22 protein-coding genes are annotated in these 22,263 nt (G+C 68.9%); 13 read left to right on the forward strand and 9 right to left on the reverse strand.

Annotated elements, in window-relative coordinates:
* Positions 1-100 precede the first annotated feature (100 nt).
* On the reverse strand, positions 101-1,417 hold the full coding sequence (gene rimO, locus F0L46_RS04650) for a 30S ribosomal protein S12 methylthiotransferase RimO (RefSeq protein WP_149815873.1): 1,317 nt from the start codon (positions 1,415-1,417) through the stop codon (positions 101-103).
* A 219-nt stretch (positions 1,418-1,636) separates the two neighbouring features.
* On the opposite strand from rimO, the gene hydA reads away from it, so the two are divergent.
* The gene (hydA, locus tag F0L46_RS04655; protein ID WP_149815874.1) at positions 1,637-3,103 is read left to right on the forward strand and encodes a dihydropyrimidinase; all 1,467 of its coding nucleotides are present in this window, start codon (positions 1,637-1,639) and stop codon (positions 3,101-3,103) included.
* Between the two features lie 6 nt (positions 3,104-3,109).
* On the opposite strand, the gene F0L46_RS04660 is transcribed toward hydA, so the two are convergent.
* The 4 genes from F0L46_RS04660 to F0L46_RS26030 all read right to left on the reverse strand — a co-directional run bounded on the left by F0L46_RS04660 (position 3,110) and on the right by F0L46_RS26030 (position 6,354).
* Positions 3,110-3,667: an RNA pyrophosphohydrolase gene (locus tag F0L46_RS04660; protein WP_149815875.1), complete on the reverse strand. Its 558-nt coding sequence runs from the start codon at positions 3,665-3,667 to the stop codon at positions 3,110-3,112.
* On the reverse strand, positions 3,615-5,318 hold the full coding sequence (locus F0L46_RS04665; protein WP_149815876.1) for a Na/Pi cotransporter family protein: 1,704 nt from the start codon (positions 5,316-5,318) through the stop codon (positions 3,615-3,617). Before F0L46_RS04665 ends, F0L46_RS04660 begins: the two co-directional genes overlap by 53 nt.
* A 107-nt stretch (positions 5,319-5,425) precedes the next feature.
* On the reverse strand, positions 5,426-6,091 hold the full coding sequence (locus tag F0L46_RS26025) for an acetoacetate decarboxylase family protein (RefSeq protein ID WP_188311852.1): 666 nt from the start codon (positions 6,089-6,091) through the stop codon (positions 5,426-5,428).
* Positions 6,088-6,354 (reverse strand): hypothetical protein, encoded by a 267-nt coding sequence (locus F0L46_RS26030; RefSeq protein ID WP_188311853.1) that lies wholly within the window; start codon positions 6,352-6,354, stop codon positions 6,088-6,090. The genes F0L46_RS26025 and F0L46_RS26030 overlap by 4 nt, the downstream gene beginning before the upstream one ends.
* A 202-nt stretch (positions 6,355-6,556) precedes the next feature.
* Here F0L46_RS26030 and F0L46_RS04675 point away from each other — a divergent pair, with 202 nt between their 5' ends.
* Positions 6,557-7,063 (forward strand): VOC family protein, encoded by a 507-nt coding sequence (locus tag F0L46_RS04675; RefSeq protein WP_188311854.1) that lies wholly within the window; start codon positions 6,557-6,559, stop codon positions 7,061-7,063.
* A 67-nt stretch (positions 7,064-7,130) separates the two neighbouring features.
* Positions 7,131-8,189, forward strand: coding sequence for an SDR family oxidoreductase (locus F0L46_RS04680; RefSeq protein ID WP_149815879.1), 1,059 nt, complete (start codon positions 7,131-7,133; stop codon positions 8,187-8,189).
* 16 nt (positions 8,190-8,205) lie between these two features.
* Here F0L46_RS04680 and F0L46_RS04685 read toward each other — a convergent pair whose 3' ends face one another.
* The gene (locus F0L46_RS04685) at positions 8,206-8,622 is read right to left on the reverse strand and encodes a hypothetical protein (RefSeq protein ID WP_188311855.1); all 417 of its coding nucleotides are present in this window, start codon (positions 8,620-8,622) and stop codon (positions 8,206-8,208) included.
* 111 nt (positions 8,623-8,733) lie between these two features.
* Here F0L46_RS04685 and hpf point away from each other — a divergent pair, with 111 nt between their 5' ends.
* Positions 8,734-9,063, forward strand: coding sequence for a ribosome hibernation-promoting factor, HPF/YfiA family (gene hpf / locus F0L46_RS04690; protein WP_188311856.1), 330 nt, complete (start codon positions 8,734-8,736; stop codon positions 9,061-9,063).
* Positions 9,064-9,158: 95 nt separating this feature from the next.
* On the opposite strand, the gene F0L46_RS04695 is transcribed toward hpf, so the two are convergent.
* A complete protein-coding gene (locus F0L46_RS04695) occupies positions 9,159-9,449 on the reverse strand; it encodes a PilZ domain-containing protein (RefSeq protein WP_149815882.1) in 291 nt (96 codons plus the stop codon).
* A gap of 251 nt (positions 9,450-9,700) precedes the next feature.
* Between F0L46_RS04695 and F0L46_RS04700 the strand changes: the two genes are divergently transcribed.
* The 4 genes from F0L46_RS04700 (at position 9,701) to F0L46_RS04715 (ending at position 13,548) form a co-directional block, all read left to right on the forward strand.
* Positions 9,701-10,654: a PIG-L deacetylase family protein gene (locus F0L46_RS04700; protein WP_149815883.1), complete on the forward strand. Its 954-nt coding sequence runs from the start codon at positions 9,701-9,703 to the stop codon at positions 10,652-10,654.
* A gap of 5 nt (positions 10,655-10,659) precedes the next feature.
* Complete coding sequence (locus F0L46_RS04705) at positions 10,660-11,697, forward strand: glycosyltransferase family 4 protein (RefSeq protein WP_240539867.1); 1,038 nt, start codon at positions 10,660-10,662, stop codon at positions 11,695-11,697.
* Positions 11,694-12,683: a GNAT family N-acetyltransferase gene (locus F0L46_RS04710; RefSeq protein WP_149815885.1), complete on the forward strand. Its 990-nt coding sequence runs from the start codon at positions 11,694-11,696 to the stop codon at positions 12,681-12,683. The genes F0L46_RS04705 and F0L46_RS04710 overlap by 4 nt, the downstream gene beginning before the upstream one ends.
* Before the next feature lie 115 nt (positions 12,684-12,798).
* Entirely contained in the window at positions 12,799-13,548 is a 750-nt protein-coding gene (locus tag F0L46_RS04715; RefSeq protein WP_188311857.1) for a class I SAM-dependent methyltransferase, read from the forward strand.
* 13 nt (positions 13,549-13,561) lie between these two features.
* Here F0L46_RS04715 and F0L46_RS04720 read toward each other — a convergent pair whose 3' ends face one another.
* Positions 13,562-14,875: a lyase family protein gene (locus F0L46_RS04720; RefSeq protein ID WP_240539868.1), complete on the reverse strand. Its 1,314-nt coding sequence runs from the start codon at positions 14,873-14,875 to the stop codon at positions 13,562-13,564.
* Between the two features lie 290 nt (positions 14,876-15,165).
* Entirely contained in the window at positions 15,166-15,933 is a 768-nt protein-coding gene (locus F0L46_RS04725) for a sulfite exporter TauE/SafE family protein (protein WP_149815888.1), read from the reverse strand.
* 231 nt (positions 15,934-16,164) lie between these two features.
* Here F0L46_RS04725 and F0L46_RS04730 point away from each other — a divergent pair, with 231 nt between their 5' ends.
* From F0L46_RS04730 to cueR, 5 genes are all read left to right on the forward strand, one after another.
* On the forward strand, positions 16,165-16,755 hold the full coding sequence (locus F0L46_RS04730) for a GbsR/MarR family transcriptional regulator (protein WP_149815889.1): 591 nt from the start codon (positions 16,165-16,167) through the stop codon (positions 16,753-16,755).
* 5 nt (positions 16,756-16,760) lie between these two features.
* Positions 16,761-18,134, forward strand: a complete 1,374-nt coding sequence (locus F0L46_RS04735) for a cytochrome ubiquinol oxidase subunit I (RefSeq protein ID WP_149815890.1) — start codon at positions 16,761-16,763, stop codon at positions 18,132-18,134.
* Positions 18,135-18,146: 12 nt separating this feature from the next.
* Positions 18,147-19,157, forward strand: coding sequence for a cytochrome d ubiquinol oxidase subunit II (locus tag F0L46_RS04740; protein WP_149815891.1), 1,011 nt, complete (start codon positions 18,147-18,149; stop codon positions 19,155-19,157).
* Positions 19,158-19,276: 119 nt separating this feature from the next.
* Positions 19,277-21,787, forward strand: coding sequence for a heavy metal translocating P-type ATPase (locus tag F0L46_RS04745; RefSeq protein WP_188311858.1), 2,511 nt, complete (start codon positions 19,277-19,279; stop codon positions 21,785-21,787).
* Positions 21,784-22,227, forward strand: coding sequence for a Cu(I)-responsive transcriptional regulator (gene cueR, locus F0L46_RS04750; protein ID WP_149815893.1), 444 nt, complete (start codon positions 21,784-21,786; stop codon positions 22,225-22,227). Before F0L46_RS04745 ends, cueR begins: the two co-directional genes overlap by 4 nt.
* Positions 22,228-22,263 lie beyond the last annotated feature (36 nt).

Here is a 22,263-nt window from a genome sequence, read left to right on the forward strand (position 1 = left end):
CACACGGCGGTTGTGCCGTCTTCCGAGGAAGATGGTCGGCCTTCCGCGCAAGCCGCCCCGGCATAATGGGGAGGGAGAACGACCCTCCCGGTTCAGCTTTTCAGACAGCTACGCCGTGGAGGTCGTACTCGTCGGCGCGCTCGATCTTCACCGTGACGAGGTCCCCCGGTCGCAAAGGCCGGCGCGACGCGATGAAGACCGAGCCGTCGATCTCCGGCGCGTCGTACTTCGTGCGGCCCTTGGCCACCGTCGGCCCGCCCTCGTCGACGATCGCCTGGATGCGCCGGCCCACCTTGTTCTTGAGGATCCGGGCGCTCACACCCTGCTGCACCTTCATGAAGCGGTGCCAGCGCTCGTCCTGCACCTCGCGGGGCACGGGATCGCCCAGCGCGTTGGCCGGGGCGCCGTTCACGGGCTCGTAACGGAAGCAGCCCACGCGATCGAGCTTCGCCTCACGCAGCCAATCGAGCAGGAGCTCGAAGTCCTCCTCCGTCTCGCCGGGGAAGCCGACGATGAACGTGGAGCGGATGGCAAGATCCGGGCACATCTCGCGCCAGGCGCGGATGCGGTCCAGGGTCTTCTCCTGGTTGCCCGGGCGGCGCATCGCCTTCAGCACCTTCGGCGAGGCGTGCTGGAACGGAATGTCGAGATAGGGCAGCACCTTGCCCTCGGCCATGAGCGGGATGACCTCGTCCACGTGCGGGTAGGGGTAGACGTAGTGCAGGCGGACCCAGGCCCCGAGATCGCCGAGCTCGCGCGCGAGGTCGTAGAAGCGGGCCCGCACCTCGCGGTCCTGCCAGGGACTCGTTTGGTACTTGATATCGACGCCGTACGCGCTGGTATCCTGGGAGATGACGAGGATTTCTTTCACCCCCGCCTTCACCAGGCGCTCGGCCTCCCGCAGCACGTCACCAACCGGCCGGCTGACCAGGTCGCCGCGCAACTTCGGGATGATGCAGAAGGTGCAGCGATTGTTGCACCCCTCGGAGATCTTCAAGTAAGCGTAGTGGCGCGGCGTGAGCTTCACCCCATGGTCAGGCACGAGGTCCACGAAGGGGTCGTGGCTCGGGGGCACGGCCTGGTGCACCGCCTGCACGACCGACTCGTAGGCCTGAGGGCCGGTGATCGCGAGAAGGTTCGGGAAGCGGTCGCGGATCTGGTCCGGCTCGGCTCCCATGCAGCCCGTCACGATCACCTTGCCGTTCTCGGCCATGGCCTCGCCGATCGCGTGGAGCGACTCGGCCTTGGCGCTGTCGAGGAAGCCGCAGGTGTTGACGATCACCACGTCGGCCCCGTCGTGCTTCTTCGTCAACTCGTAGCCCTGGGCCCGCAGCTGCGTGATGATCCGCTCGGAATCGACGAGCGCCTTGGGGCAGCCGAGCGAGACGAATGAGACTTTGGGCGCGGGGGCGTTCATGGGCAACGAGAAATCCTTGAGCCGCCGCTCTCGTGCACGCGCAACCGGCACTTGGCAAGCGGCCGGGCTGCGGGGGCAGGCCGGGCGGTCTGGGGTCCGCCGCCATATGGTGGGCGATGACGGCAGCTTGAAGGCCGGGCTTCCACGGATGCGCTGGCTCGACAGGTCTCGAAGGCAGGCTTAGCGTTGCTCGAACGTACCGCTCCGCCGGAGGCCGCCTTGTCCCAAGCCCCTTACGATCTCGTCATCCGCGGCGGCACCGTCGCGACGTCGAGCGACGTCTACGAGGCCGACGTCGCGGTGCAGGGCGAGAGGATCGCGGCGGTAGGGCAGGGCCTTGGGCCAGGTGCGCGCGAGATCGATGCGCGCGGCAAGCTTGTCCTGCCTGGCGGCGTGGACAGCCATTGCCATATCGAGCAGCTCAGCGCCGCCGGGCTGATGAATGCCGACACCTTCGAATCCGCCACGCGGGCGGCCCTTTTCGGCGGCACGACCACGGTGATCTCGTTCGCGGCCCAGCATGTCGGTATGGAGCTGCCCAGGGTCGTCGAGGACTATCATGCGCTGGCGCGCCGCGGAGCGCTGGTGGACTACGCCTTTCATATGATCGTGGCGGACCCGACCGAAGCCGCGCTCAAGGAGCACATCCCCGCTCTGGTGCGCGCCGGCCACGGCTCGATCAAGGTCTTCATGACGTATGACCGGATCCGGGTCGACGACGAGCGCCTGCTCGACATCCTGGTCGCGGCACGAGAGTCGCGGGCGATGGTATGCGTCCATGCCGAGAACCACGGCATGATCGCCTGGATGGCGCGCCGGCTCGTGGAGCGGGGCTACACGGCGCCGAAATACCACGCCGTCAGCCATCCCCGGGTCTCGGAGACGGAGGCGTTCCGGCGCCTCGTCGCCATGTCGGCTCTCGTCGACCAGCCTGTCATGATCTTCCACGTCTCCACCGCCGAGGGAGCGGCGGTGATCCGCGAGGCGAGGGGGGAGGGGCTGAAGATCTTCGCCGAGACGTGCCCGCACTATCTTTTCCAGACCCGTGACGATCTCGATCGCGAGGGCGTCCAAGGCGCGAAGTGGATGTGCAGCCCGCCGACCCGCACCTCCGCGGATCAGGAGGCCCTCTGGCGCGCCCTCGATCTCGGCGACCTGCAGACCGTATCCTCCGACCATGCGCCCTACCGCCTCGACGAGACCGGCAAGCTGCGGGCAGGCCCACGGCCGGACTTCAAGCAGATCGCCAACGGCCAGCCGGGCCTCGACGTACGCATGCCGCTCCTCTTCGACGCGATGGTCTCCGGCGGGCGGCTCGGCGTCTCGAAGTTCGTCGAGCTCACGGCGACCGCGCCGGCGCGGATCTACAACCTCGGGCGGAAGGGCTCGATCGCGGTCGGCAAGGACGCCGACATTGCCATCTGGGATCCGGGGGCCCGCATGACCTTCTCCGATGCCACGGCCCCCGACGGGACGGGGTACACGGCCTATCCGGGACGCACCGTGCGCGGCTGGCCCACTACCGTGCTCGTGCGCGGCACGATCGCCGTGGAGGATGGCACCATCAAGGTGTCGGCGGGCTCCGGGCGGTTCATCGCCCGCGACGGCGGCGAGGCTGCAACGCCCACGGGGCGGCTCTCGGCCGACATGGACCCTGCCCAGATCTTCGGCGCTAGACTTCTGTGATGAGACCTACATCCGGCGAGCGAAGCGCATGAAGGCCTGCACGACTCGCTCGTAGATGGGGCGCCGGAACGGCACGACGAGATCCGGCACCCGCTCAAGAGACTCCCACCGCCATGCGTCGAACTCCTGCGGCGCCTCGGGCGTCGCCCGCGTCACGTCGATGTCGGCGTCCGGGCCGTCGTGGCGCATGGCGAACCAGCGCTGGCGCTGGCCGCGGAAGCGGTCGAGCCGGTGAGGCGGGCCCGTATAGGACGGGAAGTCGTAGGAGAGCCATTCATCCAGGGCGGCGAGCGGCGTCACGTGGGTGATCCCCGTCTCCTCCCGCAGCTCGCGATGGGCGGCGACCTTGGGGTCCTCATCAGGATCGATGCCCCCCTGCGGCATCTGCCACTCGAAGCCGGGCAGGATGATCTCCGGGCCGTCGCTCGCGATGCGCCGCGCGATCAGCACCCGCCCGTGCGCATTGAACACGCAGATGCCGACATTCGCGCGGTAGGGTTTTGTCACCGCCTCAGCGCAGCCCCGCCCCGAGCTCGCCCGGCAGAATGGCGGGGAGATCCGCATGCGACCGCTCGCGCAGGCGCGATTCGCTGAGCTCGCCCTCCGCTTCGAGGATGGGATAAGCGACGGAGGTGAGGTGGCCGTGGATGCGCTTGAAGTCGCGCAGAATATCGAGATGAATCGCGCTCGTCTCGATCGACTCGGTACGGCCGTTGCGCAGGCGCGTGAAATGGCTCTCCGCCGCATTGCGCTCGACGCTCCGGGTCACGGATTTCACCGCGAATAGCCGGCGCGCGAGTGAGATGTCGCGCGTCGCAAAGACGTTAAGGGCAAGCCGCATCGTCTCTTCGAGGTGCGCGTGGAAGGCGCGGATCTCCCCGGCGCCCTCGGGCGAGAACGAGAGCTGGCGCCGGATCTTCTTCGCCGCGAGCTCCATCAGGTTCTTGTCGATGATGTCGCCGATATGCTCGAGATTGGTGGTGAAGGTGAGGATCTCGACGAAACGGCGGCTCTCGTCGTCGGACATCTCGGCCCGCGAGGCCCTTACGAGATAGAGCTTGATCGCTTCGTGCAGCCGGTCCACCGCGTCGTCCGCCTTCTCGACGTCCTTCACGCGCTTGGGGTCGTTGCCCTCGATGGCGGCGAGCGACAGCCGTAACATCTCGTTGACCTGATCACCGAGGCGAAGCGTCTCCCGCATGGCGCAGGCCAGTGCCTCGGACGGCGTGTCGAGGACGCTTGGATCGAGGTGGCGGGGTACGCCTATGTCGCCGCTCTCAAGGCGGTCCGGTTGGACGCGGAGAAGGAGCCGAGCCAGCGGTCCGGTCAGGCCGAGACCAAGAACCGCCACGGCGAGGTTGAACGTCATGTGGAACAGGACGACGCTCTGGCCCGGATCCGCGACGAGCTCCCGCCAGGCCTCGCCCATTCGCCAGGCAAGCGGGATCGCGGCGACCGCGGCGAGACCCCGTAGGATCAGGTTGCCCAGGGGCACGCGCCGGGCGGCGGGCGGGGAGCCCGAGAGCATGAGCCAAGGCGCGAAGGCGCCGCCGAGATTCGCCCCGAGCACGAGAACGAGGGCTAGCGGCGTCGCGACCACGCCTGCCACCGCAAGCGACATGATGAACAGGACCACGCTGAGGCTCGAATGAGCCGCCCAAGTGAGCACCGCCGCGAGCAGGAAGCCGATGACGGGATCGATGCCCGCGTCGCCCAGCACGGCCCGCAGCAGCGGCGAATCCTTGAGGACAGCCGTGGTGTCACCGAGCTCCTTCAGGGCGAGAAGCATCAGGCCCAAGCCCAGCACCGCCCGCGCGATGCCTCGGGGCCGCTCGCCCTCGCGGCTCATGAACACGAGCACCGCCGCCGCGACGAGCGCGGACCACAGCCATTTGATGTCGAAGGCGAGGAGCTGTGCCACGAGCGTCGAGCCGACATCGGCGCCGAGCATGATGGCGAGCGCGATCGGGAGCGCGATCAGGCCGCGCCCGGCGAACGAGCCGACGATGAGCGCGGTCGCGGTGCTCGATTGCAGGAGGCCCGTGACGCCGATGCCGCTGGCGAAGGCGGCGAAGCGGTTACGGGAAGACAGGGAGATGAGCCGGCGGAGTTCCGTTCCCAGAGCCCGGGTCACCCCCGTTCGCACCAGGCGCACGCCCCAGACGAGGAGGGCGACGCTGCCGAGGAGCTGAAAGAGAACTTGGGTGCCGCTCATGATGCCTTCGGTGAACCTCCGCACGGGTCGGATTCGGACAGGCTAAGACAACCCCGTCGCCAGCGAAAGGTTTACCGGCGATCTGACGTTATTTACGGCTAAGGCTCCTATCCGCCGAAGGTGAGCGTCACGTCCCGCAGGCAGACACTCGCAGAGGGCGAGCGGCCCGCCAGGAAGCCGAGCGGCCCATCCGGCGCGATGGTCCAAGCCGCAGTACCGAGGCTCACGCGAGCCGAGGCGCGAACCTTCGTCAGCGCCCGCTTCGACGAGGCCGTCCCCGCAAACGCCCATTGCGCCAGCTCGGTCCGGACGGGCCAGCGGCCGGGGAGGGCAATCGTCGGCTGGAAGGCGATCTCGGCAATGCGGCAGCCCTCGAGGGTGTCGGCCGCGGCCGAGAGAGCGACGCCCCCGAACGTGCCCGAGAACCGGGCCAGCTCCTTCGGGATCAGCCACATCTCCCGCGCTCCCGCGACCGACGCCGGCAGGTCGACCCAGATGCGGGGCACATGGGTGTAGGTTCGACCGTCGACCCTCACACGCACCGCCGCCAGGATCTCGCGATAAACGAGATCTCCGCCAGAGCGGTAATCGGCGAAGGCCGTGGCGACGAGAGTTCTGTCCTGGAAGGTCTGCAACCGCGCCTCGCTGCCGAGCGCATCCGTGGGGACGAGCGTTCTTGGAAGCTGCCAGAGCGACACCCAGACAGTTGCCAGCAGGCGCCACGGCGCAGGCGGATAGGCGGCGTCCGCCCCCTCGTTCGGCGAGACGGTCACTTCACTGCGAGATTGGAGAACATCAGCACCTTGCGGTCGAGATCGAACGTGACGTAGCCGCTTTTCGCGAACAAGGTCAGCATCGGCTCGAGATCTTCCGCCTCGACCGCGAGGATGTACTCCTCCACGCCGTTGTCGAGGATCAGCTGCAGCGTAAAGGTTCCCTCGTCGCCGCGCCGCCGCTCCGTCCAGGATGCCTGGACGTTGGTCACCTGACGAACCTTGTAGCGACGCTCGAGTCCCTGCTCGTCCTGATCGGGCATGATGCCGGCTCCCCTCTGGTTGGTCGTCCCGACGACCTCGGACCTGGGAAATCTCCGGCCCCGCGGTCCGTTCCGCTCGCGATCCCGTGCGCGGGGTGCGGAGCGGCGTTTCGTAGCAACGGCGCTCCAGCCCGGAGCGTATCAGGAACCCCGTCCGAAATCGGCCGTTGCCGAGCCGTCCTCATCCGCAGGAGTTGGGCTCATGGCCGTCACCGTGTCGCGCGTCCACCATGTCGGCTTGCTCGTGACCGATTTCGACCGGTCCCGCGCGTTCTACGACAAGCTGTTCGGGAAGGAGCCGACGATCGCGACGACGGTCGGCAACTCCGGCGAGTTCGACGGCCAGGTTCAGGCGAAGGGCGCCCGTGCGAGGGTCGCGTTCTACGACGTGGCAAACACCTCGGTCGAGCTCATCGAGTTCCTGACGCCCAAGGAGCCGCGCGACGAGCGGGGCGACAACCCGCACGTGCCGGGCTCCAAGCACCTGTGCTTCCTCGTCGAGGACTGCGACGAGGCCTACCGTGAGATGAAGGCGGCGGGCTACGATTTCCTTGCGCCGCCCTGTCACTTCGGCGACGAGAACCGGGACCTGAAGGGCGTCATCTTCGCCTATTTCCGCGATCCGGACGGCAACATCATCGAGATCCTGGAGGATCCCAAGCAGAGGGGCCTCCTCACCAAGGCGGCTCACGCCGTCGGGCTCAGCTGAGCCGAGCCATGCCGCGCACCCCATGGGCACGTTCGGCGTCGCCATCATGAAGCGGGAGACATCCAGCATGCGCAACAACCGGCCTGTCGTCGCCGTCACGGGGGCCTCGGCGGGAGTCGGGCGCGCCGTCGCGCTTGCCTTCGCCCGGGAGGGCTGGGCGGTCGCGCTCATCGCGCGCGGGCGCGAACGCCTGGAGAGCGCGGCGAGCGAGGTCGAGGCCTCGGGCGGGCGGTCGATGATCCTTTTGGCCGACGTCGCCGATGCCGGCGCGCTCGACAGGGCCGCCGATGAGATCGAGGGATCCCTCGGACCGATCGACGTCTGGATAAACAACGCCATGGCGACCGTCTACTCGCCGATCGCGGAGCTGGAGCCGAGCGAGGTGCGGCGGGTCACGGAAGTCACCTATCTGGGCCAAGTGCATGGCACGATGGCGGCGCTGCGGCGCATGCGAGCGCGCGACCGGGGCACGATCGTCCAGATCGGGTCGGCTCTGGCCTATCGCTCGATCCCGCTGCAATCGGCCTATTGCGCCGCGAAGGCCGCCGTCCGCGGCTTCACCGACTCGCTGCGGACCGAGCTCCTTCACGAGGGAAGCCACATCCGGCTCACCATGGTGCAGCTGCCTGCCGTCGATACCCCTCAGTTTGATTGGGCGCGTAGCCGGATGAGCCACCGGCTCCAGCCGGTGCCGCCGATCTATGCTCCCGAAGCCGTCGCCGAGGCGATCGTCCGGGCGGCTCACGAGGCGCCGCGTGAGCTCTGGGTCGGTGGGCCCGCTGCTCAGGCGATCCTCGGCACGCTCGCGATGCCGGGCACCCTGGACCGGATGATGGCGCGCCAGGCCTGGGCGGGCCAGCAGACGAGCGAGCCTGCGCGGCCGCACGCCGACAATCTCTTCGAGCCGCCTCCCGGCGACCCGGGCGCGCACGGACGGTTCGGCGACCGCGCCCGGACGCGGGTGAACGCCGTCTCGGCGACCACCGCCCGTGGCTTGGTGGCGCTCGCGGCCGTCGGCGCTGCGGCGGGGCTTGCGGGTCTCGGCTATTACCTTGGAGCGCGGCGCACGACCTTCCCGCGTCCGCGCCTGGGCGATCGAGAAAGGGCGGCCCGCTTGGTCACCTGACGGAGGCGCTCCGCCCTCAGCCGACCTTCGAGGGTGGCTTGGCGAAGCGGCGCAGGCAGGCGGGGAGGGGCCTCTCGGAGACGCCGACGCGCAGCTTGAGCGTCCGGATGATCGCGCTGTGCCGCCGTTCCATGTCGAGCCGCGCGTTGCGCCGTGCCAGCGTCCAGAGGATCGTTGCGCCGCCGGCGAGCGCCACGGCGAGCCCGAGCGGCCAGGCGATGAGCCCGCCGACGATGGCAAGCGCGCCGATCCCCGTCGCGACGATCGCCTCCTCCCCATAGCCGTCCATCAGCGCGATCAGCGCCGGGATCGACATGAGGAGCGCCCAAAACCAGCCCGCGTCCATCGTGACCCTCGAAATGCCGTCCGTGGCGGGGCGCGCGGTGCGCCGGCCCGGAATGGGATGCTGGGGCCGGGTGATAGGCCCAAGCATCGCGTCCCGATACTCCGTAGGGCACCTTACGCCTCTTCCCGCAGGGGATCATGGACGCCGCCGCGAACTCCCGTATTTCAGCTTCGTTGTTTCCCCGAACAGGAGGAGCGCATGAGCGAAGAGAACATCACGGTCGGCAGCGCCAACGTTTCGCTTGGGTCGAATTTCCCGGACCTCGCCCGACGGCAGATCCGCGAGGTGGCCGACAAATATTTCGGCGACCTGACCACCGCATCGGTCCATGTCTCGAAGGAGGGGACCGCGTTCCGCTGCTCCGTGAACATTCGCATGGGCGCGCTGCGCGTGATGAGCGCGGAGGCGCAGGCGCGCGAGGTGCCGCTCGCCTTTCGTGAGGCCCTCGGCAAGGTTGAGAAGCAGCTCCGGCGGACGAAGCGCGAGCTGCGCGAGGACAAGCCGCGCCCGCCGGAGACCACGCTTTGAGCACCGCCAGAGAGGACTGAAAGCCTCCGCCGAGCCACGCTGCCTGTCGATGCCGGGCAGGGTAGGGCGGGGGGGGGCGACCCCGCTCCGCCCGCTCAGGCAATGTGCTGCGCCCGCTCGGCCGGCGCCTGGTGAATGCGCAGCGACCTGAACTCGACGCCGACCTGGTTGTCCTTGCGCCAGCGGACCTCGGCGTTGGCCGTCCATTCGCGGCCGAAGATGGCGAGCTTGAACCGGTCGGGGACCCAGGTCGCGTCGCCGAAGGTCAGGCGGGCGCCGCCCTCGGACAGGTCGCGGATCGCGCAGCTCATCACCATCCCGGTCAGGGTCGTGATCTCACCCCGCAACAGGGTCTTCTGGCGCGGCCTCCTACGCAGATCGGTCATCTTTGAACTCCGTATCGATGTGCCGCGATGATAAAATCAGCCACATTTCAAGTCTACGTTACGTAAGACAGTCTAACCTGACGATTTTGCTTGCCGCAAATGTGCGTCTATTGCACGCCAGTCTCGCAAGAGAACGGGCGTTTCATTCCGATACGATCACATGTCCCAAATCGACGCAGTTTTGATCCCCTGGACGCCCCTTCGCTGCATACGATTTGGCGCGAGCACGGCTCGACCGGGAACCGTTCGGCATGCCGATGCATTGGCGAGAGTTCCTGATCCACCTCACCCTACGCCCCAGCATGCCCCCTCCGGCCCGACCTGCCGCATCGCTCGACAATTATCCCTCAGAGCGCACCGCGCGGCAGGGGAACGGGAAGGCAGGGCGGTTCCTCACAGATCTCGCCGACGCTGCACGCCCGCCCATCAACTCCCGCTCCGTGATGCTCGTCGTGGCTCACCCGGACGACGAGACGATCGGCCTTGGCGGACAGCTGAGGCGGCTGACCGGCATACGGATCGTCCACGTGACGGACGGAGCTCCGCGATCCGGCTCGGATGCGCTCGATCGCGGCTTTTCATCGCCCGCCGACTACGCTGCCACACGACGAGAGGAACTCCGGAGGGCGATGGGACTCGCCGGCATCCCGCCAACCGCTCTCACGTCCTTCGACGTGCCGGACCAGGGAGCCACGGCGGCGCTTGCGCAAATTGCGCAGCGCCTCGCCGCGATGATGAACGCCGACAGAATCGACGTCGTCCTCACGCACGCCTTTGAGGGTGGTCACCCCGACCACGACGCCTGCGCCTTTGCGGTCCAGGCCGCCTGCAGTCTGGTCGCGGCTCGGGGTGGTCTCCGGCCGCAGGTCGTCGAGATGCCCTACTACGCGCTTGCACCCGATGGATCCTGGCGCATCCAGGCTTTCGCGGAGGCCGACCCGGACGACGTCACGATTGATCTCGGACCAGCGGAGCGTCGGGCCAAGCAGGCCATGCTCGACGCGCACGCCACGCAAAGGTCGGTGCTCGCGCTCCTACCGCCCGGTCCCGAGCGCTTCCGGATCTCGCGGGGGCACGATTTCACGAGGCCGCCGAACGGTGGCGCGCTCATCTACGAGCGCCAGCATTGGGGCATGACGTTTCCCCTCTGGCGCGACGCCGTCAGCGCAGCCCGGCGCGAACTGGGGGTTGAGGCATGCCCCTGACGGTCTTGAGCGTCGCCTACCCGCTTGCGTCGGTCGGGCCCGATACAGCGGGCGGCGCCGAGCAGGTGCTCTGGGCGCTCGACCGGGCCCTGGTCCGCGCCGGCCATCGCTCGCTCGTCATCGCGCAGGAGGGCTCCCGGGTGGCAGGTGAGCTGATCGCGACCCCAATGCAGCCCGGGCCCTTGACCGAGCGGGCGATCCGCTCGGGGCACGCCCACCTCCGGGCGCTGCTGCCGCATGTTCTGGGACGGGAGCCCATCGACCTCATCCACATGCATGGTCTCGATTTCCATGCCTACATGCCCCCGGCAGGATCGACGGCCCTCGTCACGCTTCATCTGCCGCCGGCGTACTACCCGCCGGGATCCCTCTCGCCGTCCCGGCCGCGTACGTGGTTCAATGCAGTCTCACGTGACCAGCACCGACGGCTGCAGCCGATGTCGTCGCTCGTTGAGCCGATCGAGAACGGAATTCCCGTCGAAGCTCTCCAGGCGCGCCACGCGAAACGGGGATATGCCCTTTGCCTCGGGCGTGTGTGTCCGGAAAAGGGTCAGCACCTCGCGCTTGAGGCCGCAAAGCAGGTGGATGTCCCGCTGCTCGTCGCGGGTGAGGTTTTCGGGTACGAGGCGCACGAGAGCTATTTTCGAAAGGAGATCCTGCCCCGCCTCGATGCCCAGCGCCGGTTCATCGGGCCGGTCGGGTTCGCCCGGAAGCGCCGCCTTCTCACGGCGGCTCGGTGCCTGCTGATCACGAGCCTCGTCGACGAGACGAGCTCTCTCGTCGCGCGCGAGGCGCTGGCGTGCGGCACGCCGGTAATCGCCTTCGGGAGGGGAGCGCTGCCCGAGACGATCGCTCACGGACGCACGGGCTACCTGGTCGATTCCGTCGGCGAGATGGCGAGGGCCATTCGCGCCGCCGATGGCATCTCCCCCGAGCGATGCCGCGCCGAAGCGCGCGACCGCTTCCCTGAGGAGCGGATGACGGCGCGTTATCTGTCTCTCTACCGGGAGCTCGCCGATCAGCGGCGGGCTGGCGCGGCATGAGCGACCTCACCGCCGACGTGATCAGGACTGCCGACGGCCTAACAGCGCTGGAAGCCGAGTGGTGGAAGCTATGGCGCCGCTGCGAGAGCGCCACGCCGTTCCAGTCGCCCGCGTGGCTCCTGCCCTGGTGGCAGGTGTTCGCCCCGGGCGAGTTGCGAGCGATCGCGGTTCGCGACGCCGGGCGGCTTGTCGCCCTCGCACCGTTCTACCGCGAGGACGGGGCTCATGGACGGCGCTTGCTGCCCCTCGGCATCGGGCTGAGCGACTACGGCGATATCCTCCGGGATCCCCTTCGCGGGGACGCCGCCCTCGCCATCGTGCATGCGGCCGCTCAGATCGAGGGCTGGGACAGTTTGAGCCTTGAAGACCTCGCTCCCGGTGCCGCCGCTCTCACGCTTCGGGCGGGGCCAGGGATGAGCGACGCCACGGAGCGGCAATGCGCCTGCCCCGTGCTCGACCTCACCGCCGCGCCGGTGCCGGCGGGGAAGCGGCGAAAGCTCCGGATGGCGCAAAACCGAGCCGCCCGGAGGGCCGGCTTCTCCATCGAGAGCGTGGAGGCGGACGGGATCGACGCCTTCCTCGACGCGCTCTTCGATCTGCACGGCGCACGGTGGGCGACGCGGGGGGAGGGGGGCGTCCTGGCCGAAGATCCCGTGCGGCGATTTCACCGCGCGGCGGCCCCCGCCCTGCACCGCGCGGGCCTTGCACGTTTCGCGCTGATGAGACTGGAGGGGAGGGTGGTCGGCGCCTATTACGGATTGGCGGACGCCCGGCGGGCCTACGCCTATCTCGGGGGCTTCGACCCAGCCTTCGCCTTCGAGAGTCCCGGCACCCTCCTCGTCGGCCATGCGATCGACTCGGCGGCTCAGGCGGGCGCCGGGGAGTTCCACTTCCTGCGAGGCCAGGAACCCTACAAATACGAGTGGGGTGCCGTCGACCGATGGTCGATGCGCCGAGTCCTGACGCGGCAGGGCGCCCATGTCTGAGGACGAACGCCTCGCGGAACTCCTGGCGGACGCGGCGTCAGGCGGCCTGCCCCCGGCTGTAATCGCCATGCGCCTGCTGATGGAAGCATCGGGCCCAGGGCAAGCCCGGAGAGCGTTGGATGAGGCTCTCCGGAACGCGCCCTCCGAGCCCCTGGCCGCCGTGTCGAACCTCATGGATCGTGAGCCCGGCGCCTGGCATGTCGTCCGGACCGTGATCGATGCCGTGGCGCACGAGGCGCCGCATGACGACCCGGTCGCCCATTGGGCTCGCCTCTTCGACAACGCGGTGCAAGCCTCGCCCGAGGGCAGCGTCGCCCTCTACTCGCTGGGCAACCCGAGCCTCCTCGCGACGGCGACGGATGAGATCGTCGGGCGCATGCGCGACTGGGAGCTGATCGGGCCTAACCGTGCGGTGCTCGACGTGGGTTGCGGCATCGGGCGTCTTGGCGCGCGCCTAGCACCCCATGTCGGCGAGATCATCGGCCTCGACATCTCGCCCGGGATGATCGCCGAAGCCGAGCGCCGCTGTGCTGCTGTCCCGAACCTGCGTTTCGCGGTGAGCGGCGGCCGCGATCTTGCCGGGATCGGGACGAGAACCATGGACCTCGTGGTCTTCGTCGACAGCTTTCCCTATCTCCAGCTCTCCGGAGAGGATCTGGCCGGCGGGCATGTCGCCGAGGCCGCACGGGTTCTGCGGCCGGCTGGCGCCGTCCTGATTCTCAACGCCTCATACGGACGGAGCATTCCGGAGGATCGAGCCGACCTGGCCCGCTTCGCACAGGCTGCAGGCCTGGTCTTGAAGCGTGTCGAGAAGCGCCCGTTCCAGACCTGGGATGCCCCAGCCTTCGTGCTCGCGGAGCCCTGACTCGCAAGCGATTTCAGGCGAGTGCCGCGAGTTCCGCCCGTGCCCTCGCACAAGTCGGAAGCGCACGGTCGACCCAGAGACTTGCCGCCTCGACGGCCCCTTCGAGGTCACCCGAGGTGTCAAGCAGATCGGGCGGGAGCGCGGCAAGGGCCGCGTCGTCCCGCAGCGCCGCCTCCAGCGACGGCGTCCCGCCGCGTACCCGCTGGGCGGCCCGTTCCACCGCCGCATGCGCCGCCTCGCGTCCCAGAACGCCCGCAAGACGCCCGGCGACGGCATCGGCGAAGAGGAGGCCGCGGGTGATCTGGAGGTTAGCGCTCATGCGCTCCGCGTCGACGACGAGGCCCTCGGCCAGGAGCGCCGCCTCCCGCAGCGCGCCCGACGCGAGGCCGAACAGGGAGGGGAGGGCGTGCCACTCCGCATGCCAGGCCCCCGCCGGCCTTTCGTGGGCCGCCACCATGGCGTCGAGCAGCGTCACGACATGACCCTTCGCTGCCATGCCTGCGGACAGGATCAACGTCGCCCCGACTGGGTTGCGCTTGTGGGGCATGGCCGAGGACCCACCGCGCCCCGGCATGGCTGGTTCTGCCACCTCCCCGACTTCCGTCGTCGCGAGATGAGCTACGTCGCCCGCAAATTTTCCAAGCGCCCCCAGAAGCATGGCGACCCATGTTCCGATCTCGCTCAAGGCTGCACGGCGCGTATGCCAGGCGAGCGGCGGTGCCCGGAAGCCGAGCTCCGCCGCGAAGGCATCGAGCACGGCGGGTCCGTGGCCGCCCATCGCGGCGAAGGTGCCGACCGGGCCGCCGAGCGACGGGACAAGGCTGCGCTCCACGAGGCCGGGCAGCCGCGCCGCCACATCCGCAATGCCCGTGGCCCAGACCGCGGCCTTGAAGCCGAACGTCACCGGCGCCGCGTGCTGACCGTAGGTTCGGCCAGCGCAGGGCGTTGCGCGGTGCCGTCCGGCAAGGCGCTCCAGCCCCAGCAGGACACGGCCGAGCTCGTGCGCGATCAGACGCAAGCCCGCTCGCAGCTGGATGACGAGCGCCGTGTCGGCGATGTCCTGCGTGGTCGCGCCCTTGTGGACATGGGGCTCGAGATCGGCCGGGAGCCGCGACTGGAGCGCCTTGAGGAACGGGATGACCGGGACGCCCACGACCGCCGTGGCGGCACCCAGGGCGGCCGGGTCGAGGTCGCGGGCACCGACCGCGGCGATCGCGTCCGCCAGGCCGTCCGGCACGAGCCCGAAGCGCGCCTGCGCCCGGGCGAGCGCGGCCTCGGCCGTCACCATGGCCGCGACGCGTGCCTCGTCGGAAAACACGTCGCGCATCGCGTCGCTTGCGAAAAGGGGGCCGAGGAGTTGGGAGTCGAGTGCCGAGAAGGTCATGGATCCGGTGTAGCGCAGCCTGCGGCAGGATTGAACGGTCAGACGTCCTTGGGAATGAGGATGACGCACGGCGGACAGCCCCGGACCCGGCTGCTCACAGGACTAAGTTCCATAATATATCTTATGCGAATAGAACTCGGGAGGCTGGATGGGGTCGTCTAACCAGGTCGGCGGCTGTCGATCCGTATCCTCCTGACAACCACCCTGCCCTGCGCGGGTCCGTGGCTATCGGCTTAGCGAATGAAGAAGTACGCGGTCAGCGCGGCGCCGACCGCAATCACGAGATAGCGGATCGTGGCAGCCGGCAGTCGGCGGCCGAAGGCTACGCCCGTATAGCCGCCGACGATCGAGGCCGCGCCAACGACGAGCGTCTCGGGCCAGCTCACGAGACCCGCCGCGATGAACAGCACCACCGCGCTGAGCTGGATCACGGTCGAGCACAGGTTCTTGGCGGCGTTGATCCGGTGGAAATTGTCGCCCTCGGTGATTGCGAGCGCCGCCAGCATCACGATGCCCATGCCGGCTCCGAAGAAGCCGCCATAGACGGACACCAGGAGCTGAAACCCCAGGCCGATCGCATTGGCCGAGCGGCCCGACGAGCCCGGGCGAGCCAGGGCGCGGGCCTGCCGGACGATCCACGGGCTTGCCGCGAACAGCAGCGTTGCGAACAGCAAAAGCCACGGTACGACCTGCCGGAAGGCCTCGTTGCGGGTCTGCGTGAGGATATAGGCGCCGATGGTCCCGCCGATGAGGCTCAAGACCGAGAGCACGGCGAAACGGCGAAGGTTGGCGCCGATTTCCCGCCGGTAAGCCCACGAGCTCGACAGGTTCGCCGGGCTGACCGCGACGGCGCTCGTGGCATTCGCGACGACCGGCGGTAGCCCCGCCGCCATGAGGGCTCCGAAGGTGAAGAACGTCCCGCCGCCCGCCAGAGCATTGACCATTCCGGCCAGGAGGCCGGAACCGGCGAGAAGCGCGATCGTCGCGGGCTCAAGGCTCATGCCAGGCTCCGGGCCGGCGTCGGGACGGGGTGAGGGCCGGGTGGCTGCATCGTTCGGTCTGCCGCGAGGTTGAGCAAGGTGCCTGTCTAATGGGCGTCAACGTCGCAACACAAGGGGCGTTCACGGGCGTCCAGAACCCCGCAAAATGCTCACGCTCGCGACATCTCGCCGCTTTCGCAGCGCCCTGCCCCATCCGATATTTCAGAAAGTTCTGAAACGTAGGAAACGGCCGTGAACCTTCCCCCGCTCGTCCAGACCTTCGTGCTGCATTTCGGCGAGATGGGATCCCGCTGGGGGATCAACCGCACCGTCGGGCAGATCTACGCGCTTCTCTATGTCAGCGCCGAGCCCCTGAACGCCGAGGACATTGTCGAGCGCCTCGGCGTCTCGCGCTCGAACGTCAGCATGGGCCTGAAGGAGCTCCAGGCCTGGAACCTCGTGCGCCTTCAGCACAAGCCGGGCGACCGGCGGGACTATTTCACGACCCCCGACGACATCTGGCAGATCGTCAGGACGTTGGCCGAGGAGCGCAAGAAGCGCGAGGTCGACCCGACCATGACGCTGCTGCGCGAGGTCCTGATGCAGGAGCCCGCGAGCGTCGAGGAGCGCCATGCGCAGGAACGCATGCGCGAGATGCACGACCTCTTCGAGCTCCTCACGGCCTGGTACGCCGACATGCGCCGGCTTGAGACGGAGCGCCTCGTGCAGCTCCTGAGCCTCGGCTCCAAGGTGCAGAAGATCCTTGAGATGAAGGACCGGCTGATGGTCCTCCCCGGCGGGCGCAAGGGTGCCCGCCGGACCCCCTCCCCCGACAGCGAGTGATCGTCATGGACGCCCTCACGCTTGCGCGCATCCAGTTCGGCGCGAACATCTCCTTCCACATCCTGTTTCCCACGATCACCATCGCTCTGGGCTGGGTGCTGCTGTTCTTCAAGCTGCGGTTCAACGCCACCGGCGAGGACCGCTGGATGGACGCCTACAAGTTCTGGGTGAAGGTCTTCGCCCTCACCTTTGCGCTGGGCGTCGTCTCGGGCATCACGATGTCCTTCCAATTCGGAACGAACTGGCCGGGCTTCATGAACACGGTCGGCAACGTGGCGGGTCCGCTGCTCGCCTACGAGGTCCTCACGGCGTTCTTCCTGGAGGCGTCGTTCCTCGGGGTCATGCTGTTCGGGTACAACCGCGTCTCCAACCGCGTCCACACCTTCGCGACCGTGCTCGTCGCGGGCGGCACGACCCTGTCGGCGTTTTGGATCCTCGTCCTGAACTCGTGGATGCAGACGCCCGCCGGCTACGAGCTGCGCGAGGGGGTCGTCCACGCGACCGACTGGTGGGCGATCGTGTTCAACCCGTCGATGCCCTACCGCGTCGTCCACATGCTCCTGGCCTCGGGCCTGACCGCGGCTTTCCTCATCGCGGGCGTTTCGGCCTTCCGTTTCCTGCGAGGCGACCGCGCGCCCGGCGTCATGGCGGCCCTGCGCACCGGCATCGTGCTCGGCGCCGTGCTCATCCCGCTCCAGATCGTCGCCGGCGACGCCCACGGCCTCAATACCATGGAGCATCAGCCCGCGAAGATCGCCGCCATGGAGGGACTCTGGGAGACGCAGAAGGGCGCCCCCATGGTCGTCTTTGCCCTGCCCGACGACGCGGCCGGCCGCAACCGGTTCGAGATCACGATCCCGCACCTCGCCTCGTTCTACCTGACCCACGATTGGCACGGCGAGGTGAAGGGCCTCAACAGCTTCGAGCATCGTCCGCGCATGGCGCCCGTGTTCTTCTCCTTCCGGGTCATGGTCGGCATGGGCCTCCTGATGCTGGCGGTCTCCTGGCTCGGCGCCTGGCAGCTGTGGCGTCGCGGCGAGCCGCACCCCTACCTTGCACGGGTCCTGGTCGGCATGACATTCGCCGGCTGGATCGCGACGCTCGCGGGTTGGTACGTGACGGAGATGGGACGCCAGCCCTGGCTGGTGACGGGCGTCCTCACCACGGCGCAGGCCGCGTCCAAGACGGTCGGCGCCGGCATGGTGGCATCGACCCTCGCGGGCTACCTCGCCGTCTACCTGGCCCTGCTCGTGGCCTACATCGCCACCATCTTCTACCTCGCGCGCCGCTCCGGCTCACCCGCGAGCCATGAGGCCGCCGAGCCCGTGCGCGACGGCGGCGCGACCGCCGCCGGCGCCGGCGTCGCGGCCACGGCCTGATCGGAGATCGACATGGACACGCTCACCCCCGGGGTCTGGCTCCCCGTCGCCTTCGCGGTGCTGATGGGGGCCTCGATCCTCCTCTACGTAGTCCTCGACGGCTACGATCTCGGCGTCGGCATCTTGGCCGGCGCCCGGGTCGAGCCCGAGGACAAGGACCGGATGATCGCCTCGATCGGCCCGTTCTGGGATGCGAACGAGACGTGGCTGGTCCTCGCCGTCGGCCTCCTGCTCGTCGCATTCCCGCAGGCGCACGGCGCGATCCTCGGCGCGCTCTACCTGCCGGTCTTCGTGATGCTGTTCGGCCTCATCCTGCGCGGGGTCTCGTTCGAGTTCCGCGCCAAGGCGGCCGCCGGGCAGAAGCTGTGGTGGGATCGCGCCTTCGTCGCCGGCTCCGCGATCACGGCTCTGTCGCAGGGCTACATGCTCGGGCTTTACATCGTGGGCTTCGAGCGGACCGGCCCGCACGTGGCGTTCGCCCTGCTCACCGCCGTCTGCCTCGTGGCGGGCTACGCGTTCATCGGCGCGGCCTGGCTCGTCATGAAGGCCGAGGGCGAGCTGCAGCGGCGCGCCGTCGCCTGGGCTCGGGGGACGCTCTGGCTCACCGGCGTGGGCATCCTCGTCGTCTCGGCCGTCACGCCGCTCGTCAGCGACCGCATCTTCGACAAGTGGTTCAGCCTGCCGAACCTCCTCCTGCTCGCGCCGATCCCGCTCGTGACGGCCGTACTGTTTTGCGGCCTGCACCTGGCTCTGCGCCACCTGCCGACGCGGACGGACCGGTTCTGCTGGCTGCCGTTCGCGGGCGCGATCGGGCTGTTCCTCCTCGGCTTTCACGGCCTTGCCTACTCGTTCTTCCCCTACGTGGTGCCCGAGCAGCTCACGGTCTGGCAGGCGGCTGCGTCGGAGGAATCGCTCTTCATCATCTTCGTCGGCGCCATGGTCGTGCTGCCGATGATCGCGCTCTACACGGCCTTCGCCTACCGGGTCTTCTGGGGCAAGGCGACGGAGCTGCGCTACTACTGAGCGCCTCCTCGGCGCGCGGGCGAGGGGCCTCAACCCCCCTCGCCTCTTCAAATCGGGGCTTGACCTTCCCATCATGGGAAGCACGACAACCCCGGGTCATGATGGAACAGGAGGTCCCCATGACCAGATCCAAGGCACTCGACATCCCGATCCAGGGCATGACCTGCGCGTCCTGCGTCGGCCGGGTCGAGAAGGCGATTCGCGCCGTACCGGGGGTGGAGCGCGTCGCCGTGAACCTCGCGACGGAGCGGGCGCATGTCGACCTCGGTGAAAAGGTGGAATCGGGCGCGGTGCTGGAAGCGATCCGCGCGACCGGCTACGACCCCGTCGAAAGCCGCGTCGAGCTTGCCGTGCTGGGCATGACCTGCGCCTCCTGCGTGGGCCGCGTCGAGGGTGCCCTCGCGCGGGTCCCGGGCGTCGTCTCGGTCGCCGTGAACCTCGCGACGGAGCGCGCGAACGTCGCTTTCGTCGGCGGCCCGGAGGCCGTCATCCGCCTCGTCCAGGCCGTCGAGGAGACCGGCTACGAGGCGGAGGAGGTTCGCTCCGGCTCGAATCTTGCGGAGCGGGAGCAGGCGTCCCGCGACGCGGAGCTCGAGGCCCTGCGCCGCTCCCTCATTCTCGCGGCGATCCTCTCCCTCCCCGTCTTCGCGCTCGAGATGGGCTCGCACGCGATCCCTGCCGTGCATCACTGGGTGGGGGCGACGATCGGCGACCGGGCGAGCTGGCTGCTGCAGTTCGCGCTCACCACGGGTGTTCTGGCCGGCCCCGGCCTTCGCTTCTACCGCAAAGGCCTGCCGGCGCTCCTGCGAGGCGCCCCGGACATGAACTCCCTCGTCGCGATCGGCACCCTGGCGGCCTACGGCTATTCCGTGATCGCCACCTTCGCGCCCGGCCTCCTGCCGGCCGGTACCGGCTACGTCTATTTCGAAGCCGCAGCCGTGATCGTGACCCTCGTGCTGCTCGGCCGCTATCTCGAGGCGCGGGCCAAGGGGCGGACGTCCGAGGCGATCAAGCGGCTGGTCGGCCTCGCGCCGAAAGTCGCCCACGTGGTGCGCGACGGTGCGGTGGTCGAGGTCCCGGCAGACAGCGTCCGGGCCGGCGACGTCGTGCAGGTGCGGCCCGGTGAGCGTGTTCCCATCGATGGCGAGGTGATCGAGGGATCGAGCTTCGTCGACGAGTCGATGATCACGGGCGAGCCGGTGCCAGTCCGGAAGCAGGCCGGTGCCGCGGTGGTCGGCGGCACCGTCAACAAGACGGGCGCCTTCACGGTGCGCGCCACCCGGGTCGGTGCCGACACGGTGCTCGCCCAGATCGTGCGCATGGTCGAGGCGGCCCAGGGGTCGAAGCTGCCGATCCAGGGGCTCGTCGACCGGGTGACGATGTGGTTCGTGCCCGCTGTCATGGCCGCTGCGCTCGCCACCTTCGCGGTCTGGCTCGTGCTCGGTCCGGAGCCGGCGCTGACCTTCGGCCTCGTGAACGCAGTTGCCGTGCTCATTATCGCCTGCCCCTGTGCCATGGGCCTCGCCACCCCGACATCGATCATGGTCGGCACCGGGCGGGCCGCGGAGCTCGGGGTTCTGTTCCGCCAGGGAGAGGCGCTCCAGGCCCTGCGCGATGTCGCCGTGGTCGCGCTCGACAAGACGGGTACGCTCACACAGGGCAAGCCTGAGCTGACGGATTTCATCGCCGCGGACGGATTCGCGGAGATTGATGTGCTTGGCCTCGTGGCAGCCGTCGAGGCGCGGTCCGAGCATCCGATCGCCGCGGCCATCGCGGACGCGGCGCGCCTGCGCGGCGTTGCACTGCAGCAGCCGGAAGCGTTCGAGGCCGTGCCGGGCTACGGGGTGTCGGCGCGGGTCGGCGGGCGCCTCGTTGAGGTCGGCGCCGACCGGTTCATGGAGGCGCGGGGGCTGTCCGTCGCGGCCTTCGCCGAGGCTGCCGAGCGCCTGGGCCACGAGGGCAGGACGCCGCTCTACGCCGCGATCGAAGGTCGCCTCGCGGCCGTGATCGCCGTCGCGGACGCGATCAAGCCGTCGACGCCCGAGGCGATCCGCGCCCTGAAGGCGCTTGGCGTCGAGGTCGCCATGGTGACCGGCGACAATCGCCGGACCGCGGAGGCCATCGCAGCGCGCCTCGGCATCGACACCGTCGTGGCGGAGGTGCTTCCCGACGGGAAGGTGGAGGCGATCGAGCGCCTGCGCGCGGGTGGGCGGAAGCTCGCCTATGTCGGCGACGGCATCAACGACGCCCCTGCCCTCGCGGCTGCGGATGTGGGTCTTGCCATCGGAACGGGGACCGACATCGCCATCGAGAGCGCCGAGGTCGTGCTGATGTCCGGCGACCTGCGCGGCGTCGTGAACGCGATCGCGCTCTCGCAGGCGACGATCCGGAACATCAAGCAGAACCTGTTCTGGGCCTTCGCCTACAACATCCTGCTGGTTCCGGTGGCCGCCGGAGCCCTGTATCCCCTGAGCGGCATCCTGCTCTCGCCGATGGTCGCGGCCGGCGCGATGGCGCTCTCCAGCGTGTTCGTGCTCGGCAACGCGCTCCGGCTCCGGGGCTTCGCGCCGCCCTTGCGGAGCGACGAGGCTCCGGCCCCGGTCGGGACGGCCGTGGAGGCCCTGCGATGAACATCGGCGAAGCGGCCGCCGCCTCGGGCATTTCGGCCAAGATGATCCGCTACTACGAGTCGATCGGCCTCGTGCCGAGCCCGATGAGGACCGAGTCCGGGTACCGGGTCTATTCGGACGCGGAGGTGCACATCCTCCGCTTCGTGCGGCACGCCCGGGACCTCGGCTTCCCGGTCGAGCAGATCCGCGACCTCGTCACGCTCTGGCGTGACCGGTCCCGGGCGAGCAACGACGTCAAGCAGATCGCGCTCGCCCATGTCGCGATGCTGGAGGACAAGATCCGCCAGCTCCAAGCGATGGCCGGCACGCTTCGACACCTCGCCGCCACCTGCCATGGCGACGAGCGGCCCGACTGCCCCATCCTCGACGAGCTCGCGGCCGATCGGCCCGAGGCGCCGCACCGACGGCGTAGGCCGGGCCTCGACGGGCTCGGAATGTAGGTTAGAAACTGAGCGCCCGGGGACGGTGGACCCAGC

Source organism: Salinarimonas soli (assembly GCF_008386575.1).
Lineage (GTDB): Bacteria > Pseudomonadota > Alphaproteobacteria > Rhizobiales > Beijerinckiaceae > Salinarimonas_A > Salinarimonas_A soli.

Coding starts and splice junctions, on each gene's coding strand:
- rimO (WP_149815873.1), bottom strand. CDS start 1,417: ATGAACGCCCCCGCGCCCAAAGTCTCATTCGTCTCGCTCGGCTGCCCC.
- F0L46_RS04660 (WP_149815875.1), bottom strand. CDS start 3,667: ATGCGGATCTCCCCGCCATTCTGCCGGGCGAGCTCGGGGCGGGGCTGC.
- F0L46_RS04665 (WP_149815876.1), bottom strand. CDS start 5,318: ATGAGCGGCACCCAAGTTCTCTTTCAGCTCCTCGGCAGCGTCGCCCTC.
- F0L46_RS26030 (WP_188311853.1), bottom strand. CDS start 6,354: ATGCCCGATCAGGACGAGCAGGGACTCGAGCGTCGCTACAAGGTTCGT.
- F0L46_RS04675 (WP_188311854.1), top strand. CDS start 6,557: ATGGCCGTCACCGTGTCGCGCGTCCACCATGTCGGCTTGCTCGTGACC.
- F0L46_RS04680 (WP_149815879.1), top strand. CDS start 7,131: ATGCGCAACAACCGGCCTGTCGTCGCCGTCACGGGGGCCTCGGCGGGA.
- F0L46_RS04685 (WP_188311855.1), bottom strand. CDS start 8,622: ATGCTTGGGCCTATCACCCGGCCCCAGCATCCCATTCCGGGCCGGCGC.
- hpf (WP_188311856.1), top strand. CDS start 8,734: ATGAGCGAAGAGAACATCACGGTCGGCAGCGCCAACGTTTCGCTTGGG.
- F0L46_RS04695 (WP_149815882.1), bottom strand. CDS start 9,449: ATGACCGATCTGCGTAGGAGGCCGCGCCAGAAGACCCTGTTGCGGGGT.
- F0L46_RS04700 (WP_149815883.1), top strand. CDS start 9,701: ATGCCGATGCATTGGCGAGAGTTCCTGATCCACCTCACCCTACGCCCC.
- F0L46_RS04710 (WP_149815885.1), top strand. CDS start 11,694: ATGAGCGACCTCACCGCCGACGTGATCAGGACTGCCGACGGCCTAACA.
- F0L46_RS04720 (WP_240539868.1), bottom strand. CDS start 14,875: ATGCGCGACGTGTTTTCCGACGAGGCACGCGTCGCGGCCATGGTGACG.
- F0L46_RS04725 (WP_149815888.1), bottom strand. CDS start 15,933: ATGAGCCTTGAGCCCGCGACGATCGCGCTTCTCGCCGGTTCCGGCCTC.
- F0L46_RS04735 (WP_149815890.1), top strand. CDS start 16,761: ATGGACGCCCTCACGCTTGCGCGCATCCAGTTCGGCGCGAACATCTCC.
- F0L46_RS04740 (WP_149815891.1), top strand. CDS start 18,147: ATGGACACGCTCACCCCCGGGGTCTGGCTCCCCGTCGCCTTCGCGGTG.
- F0L46_RS04745 (WP_188311858.1), top strand. CDS start 19,277: ATGACCAGATCCAAGGCACTCGACATCCCGATCCAGGGCATGACCTGC.
- cueR (WP_149815893.1), top strand. CDS start 21,784: ATGAACATCGGCGAAGCGGCCGCCGCCTCGGGCATTTCGGCCAAGATG.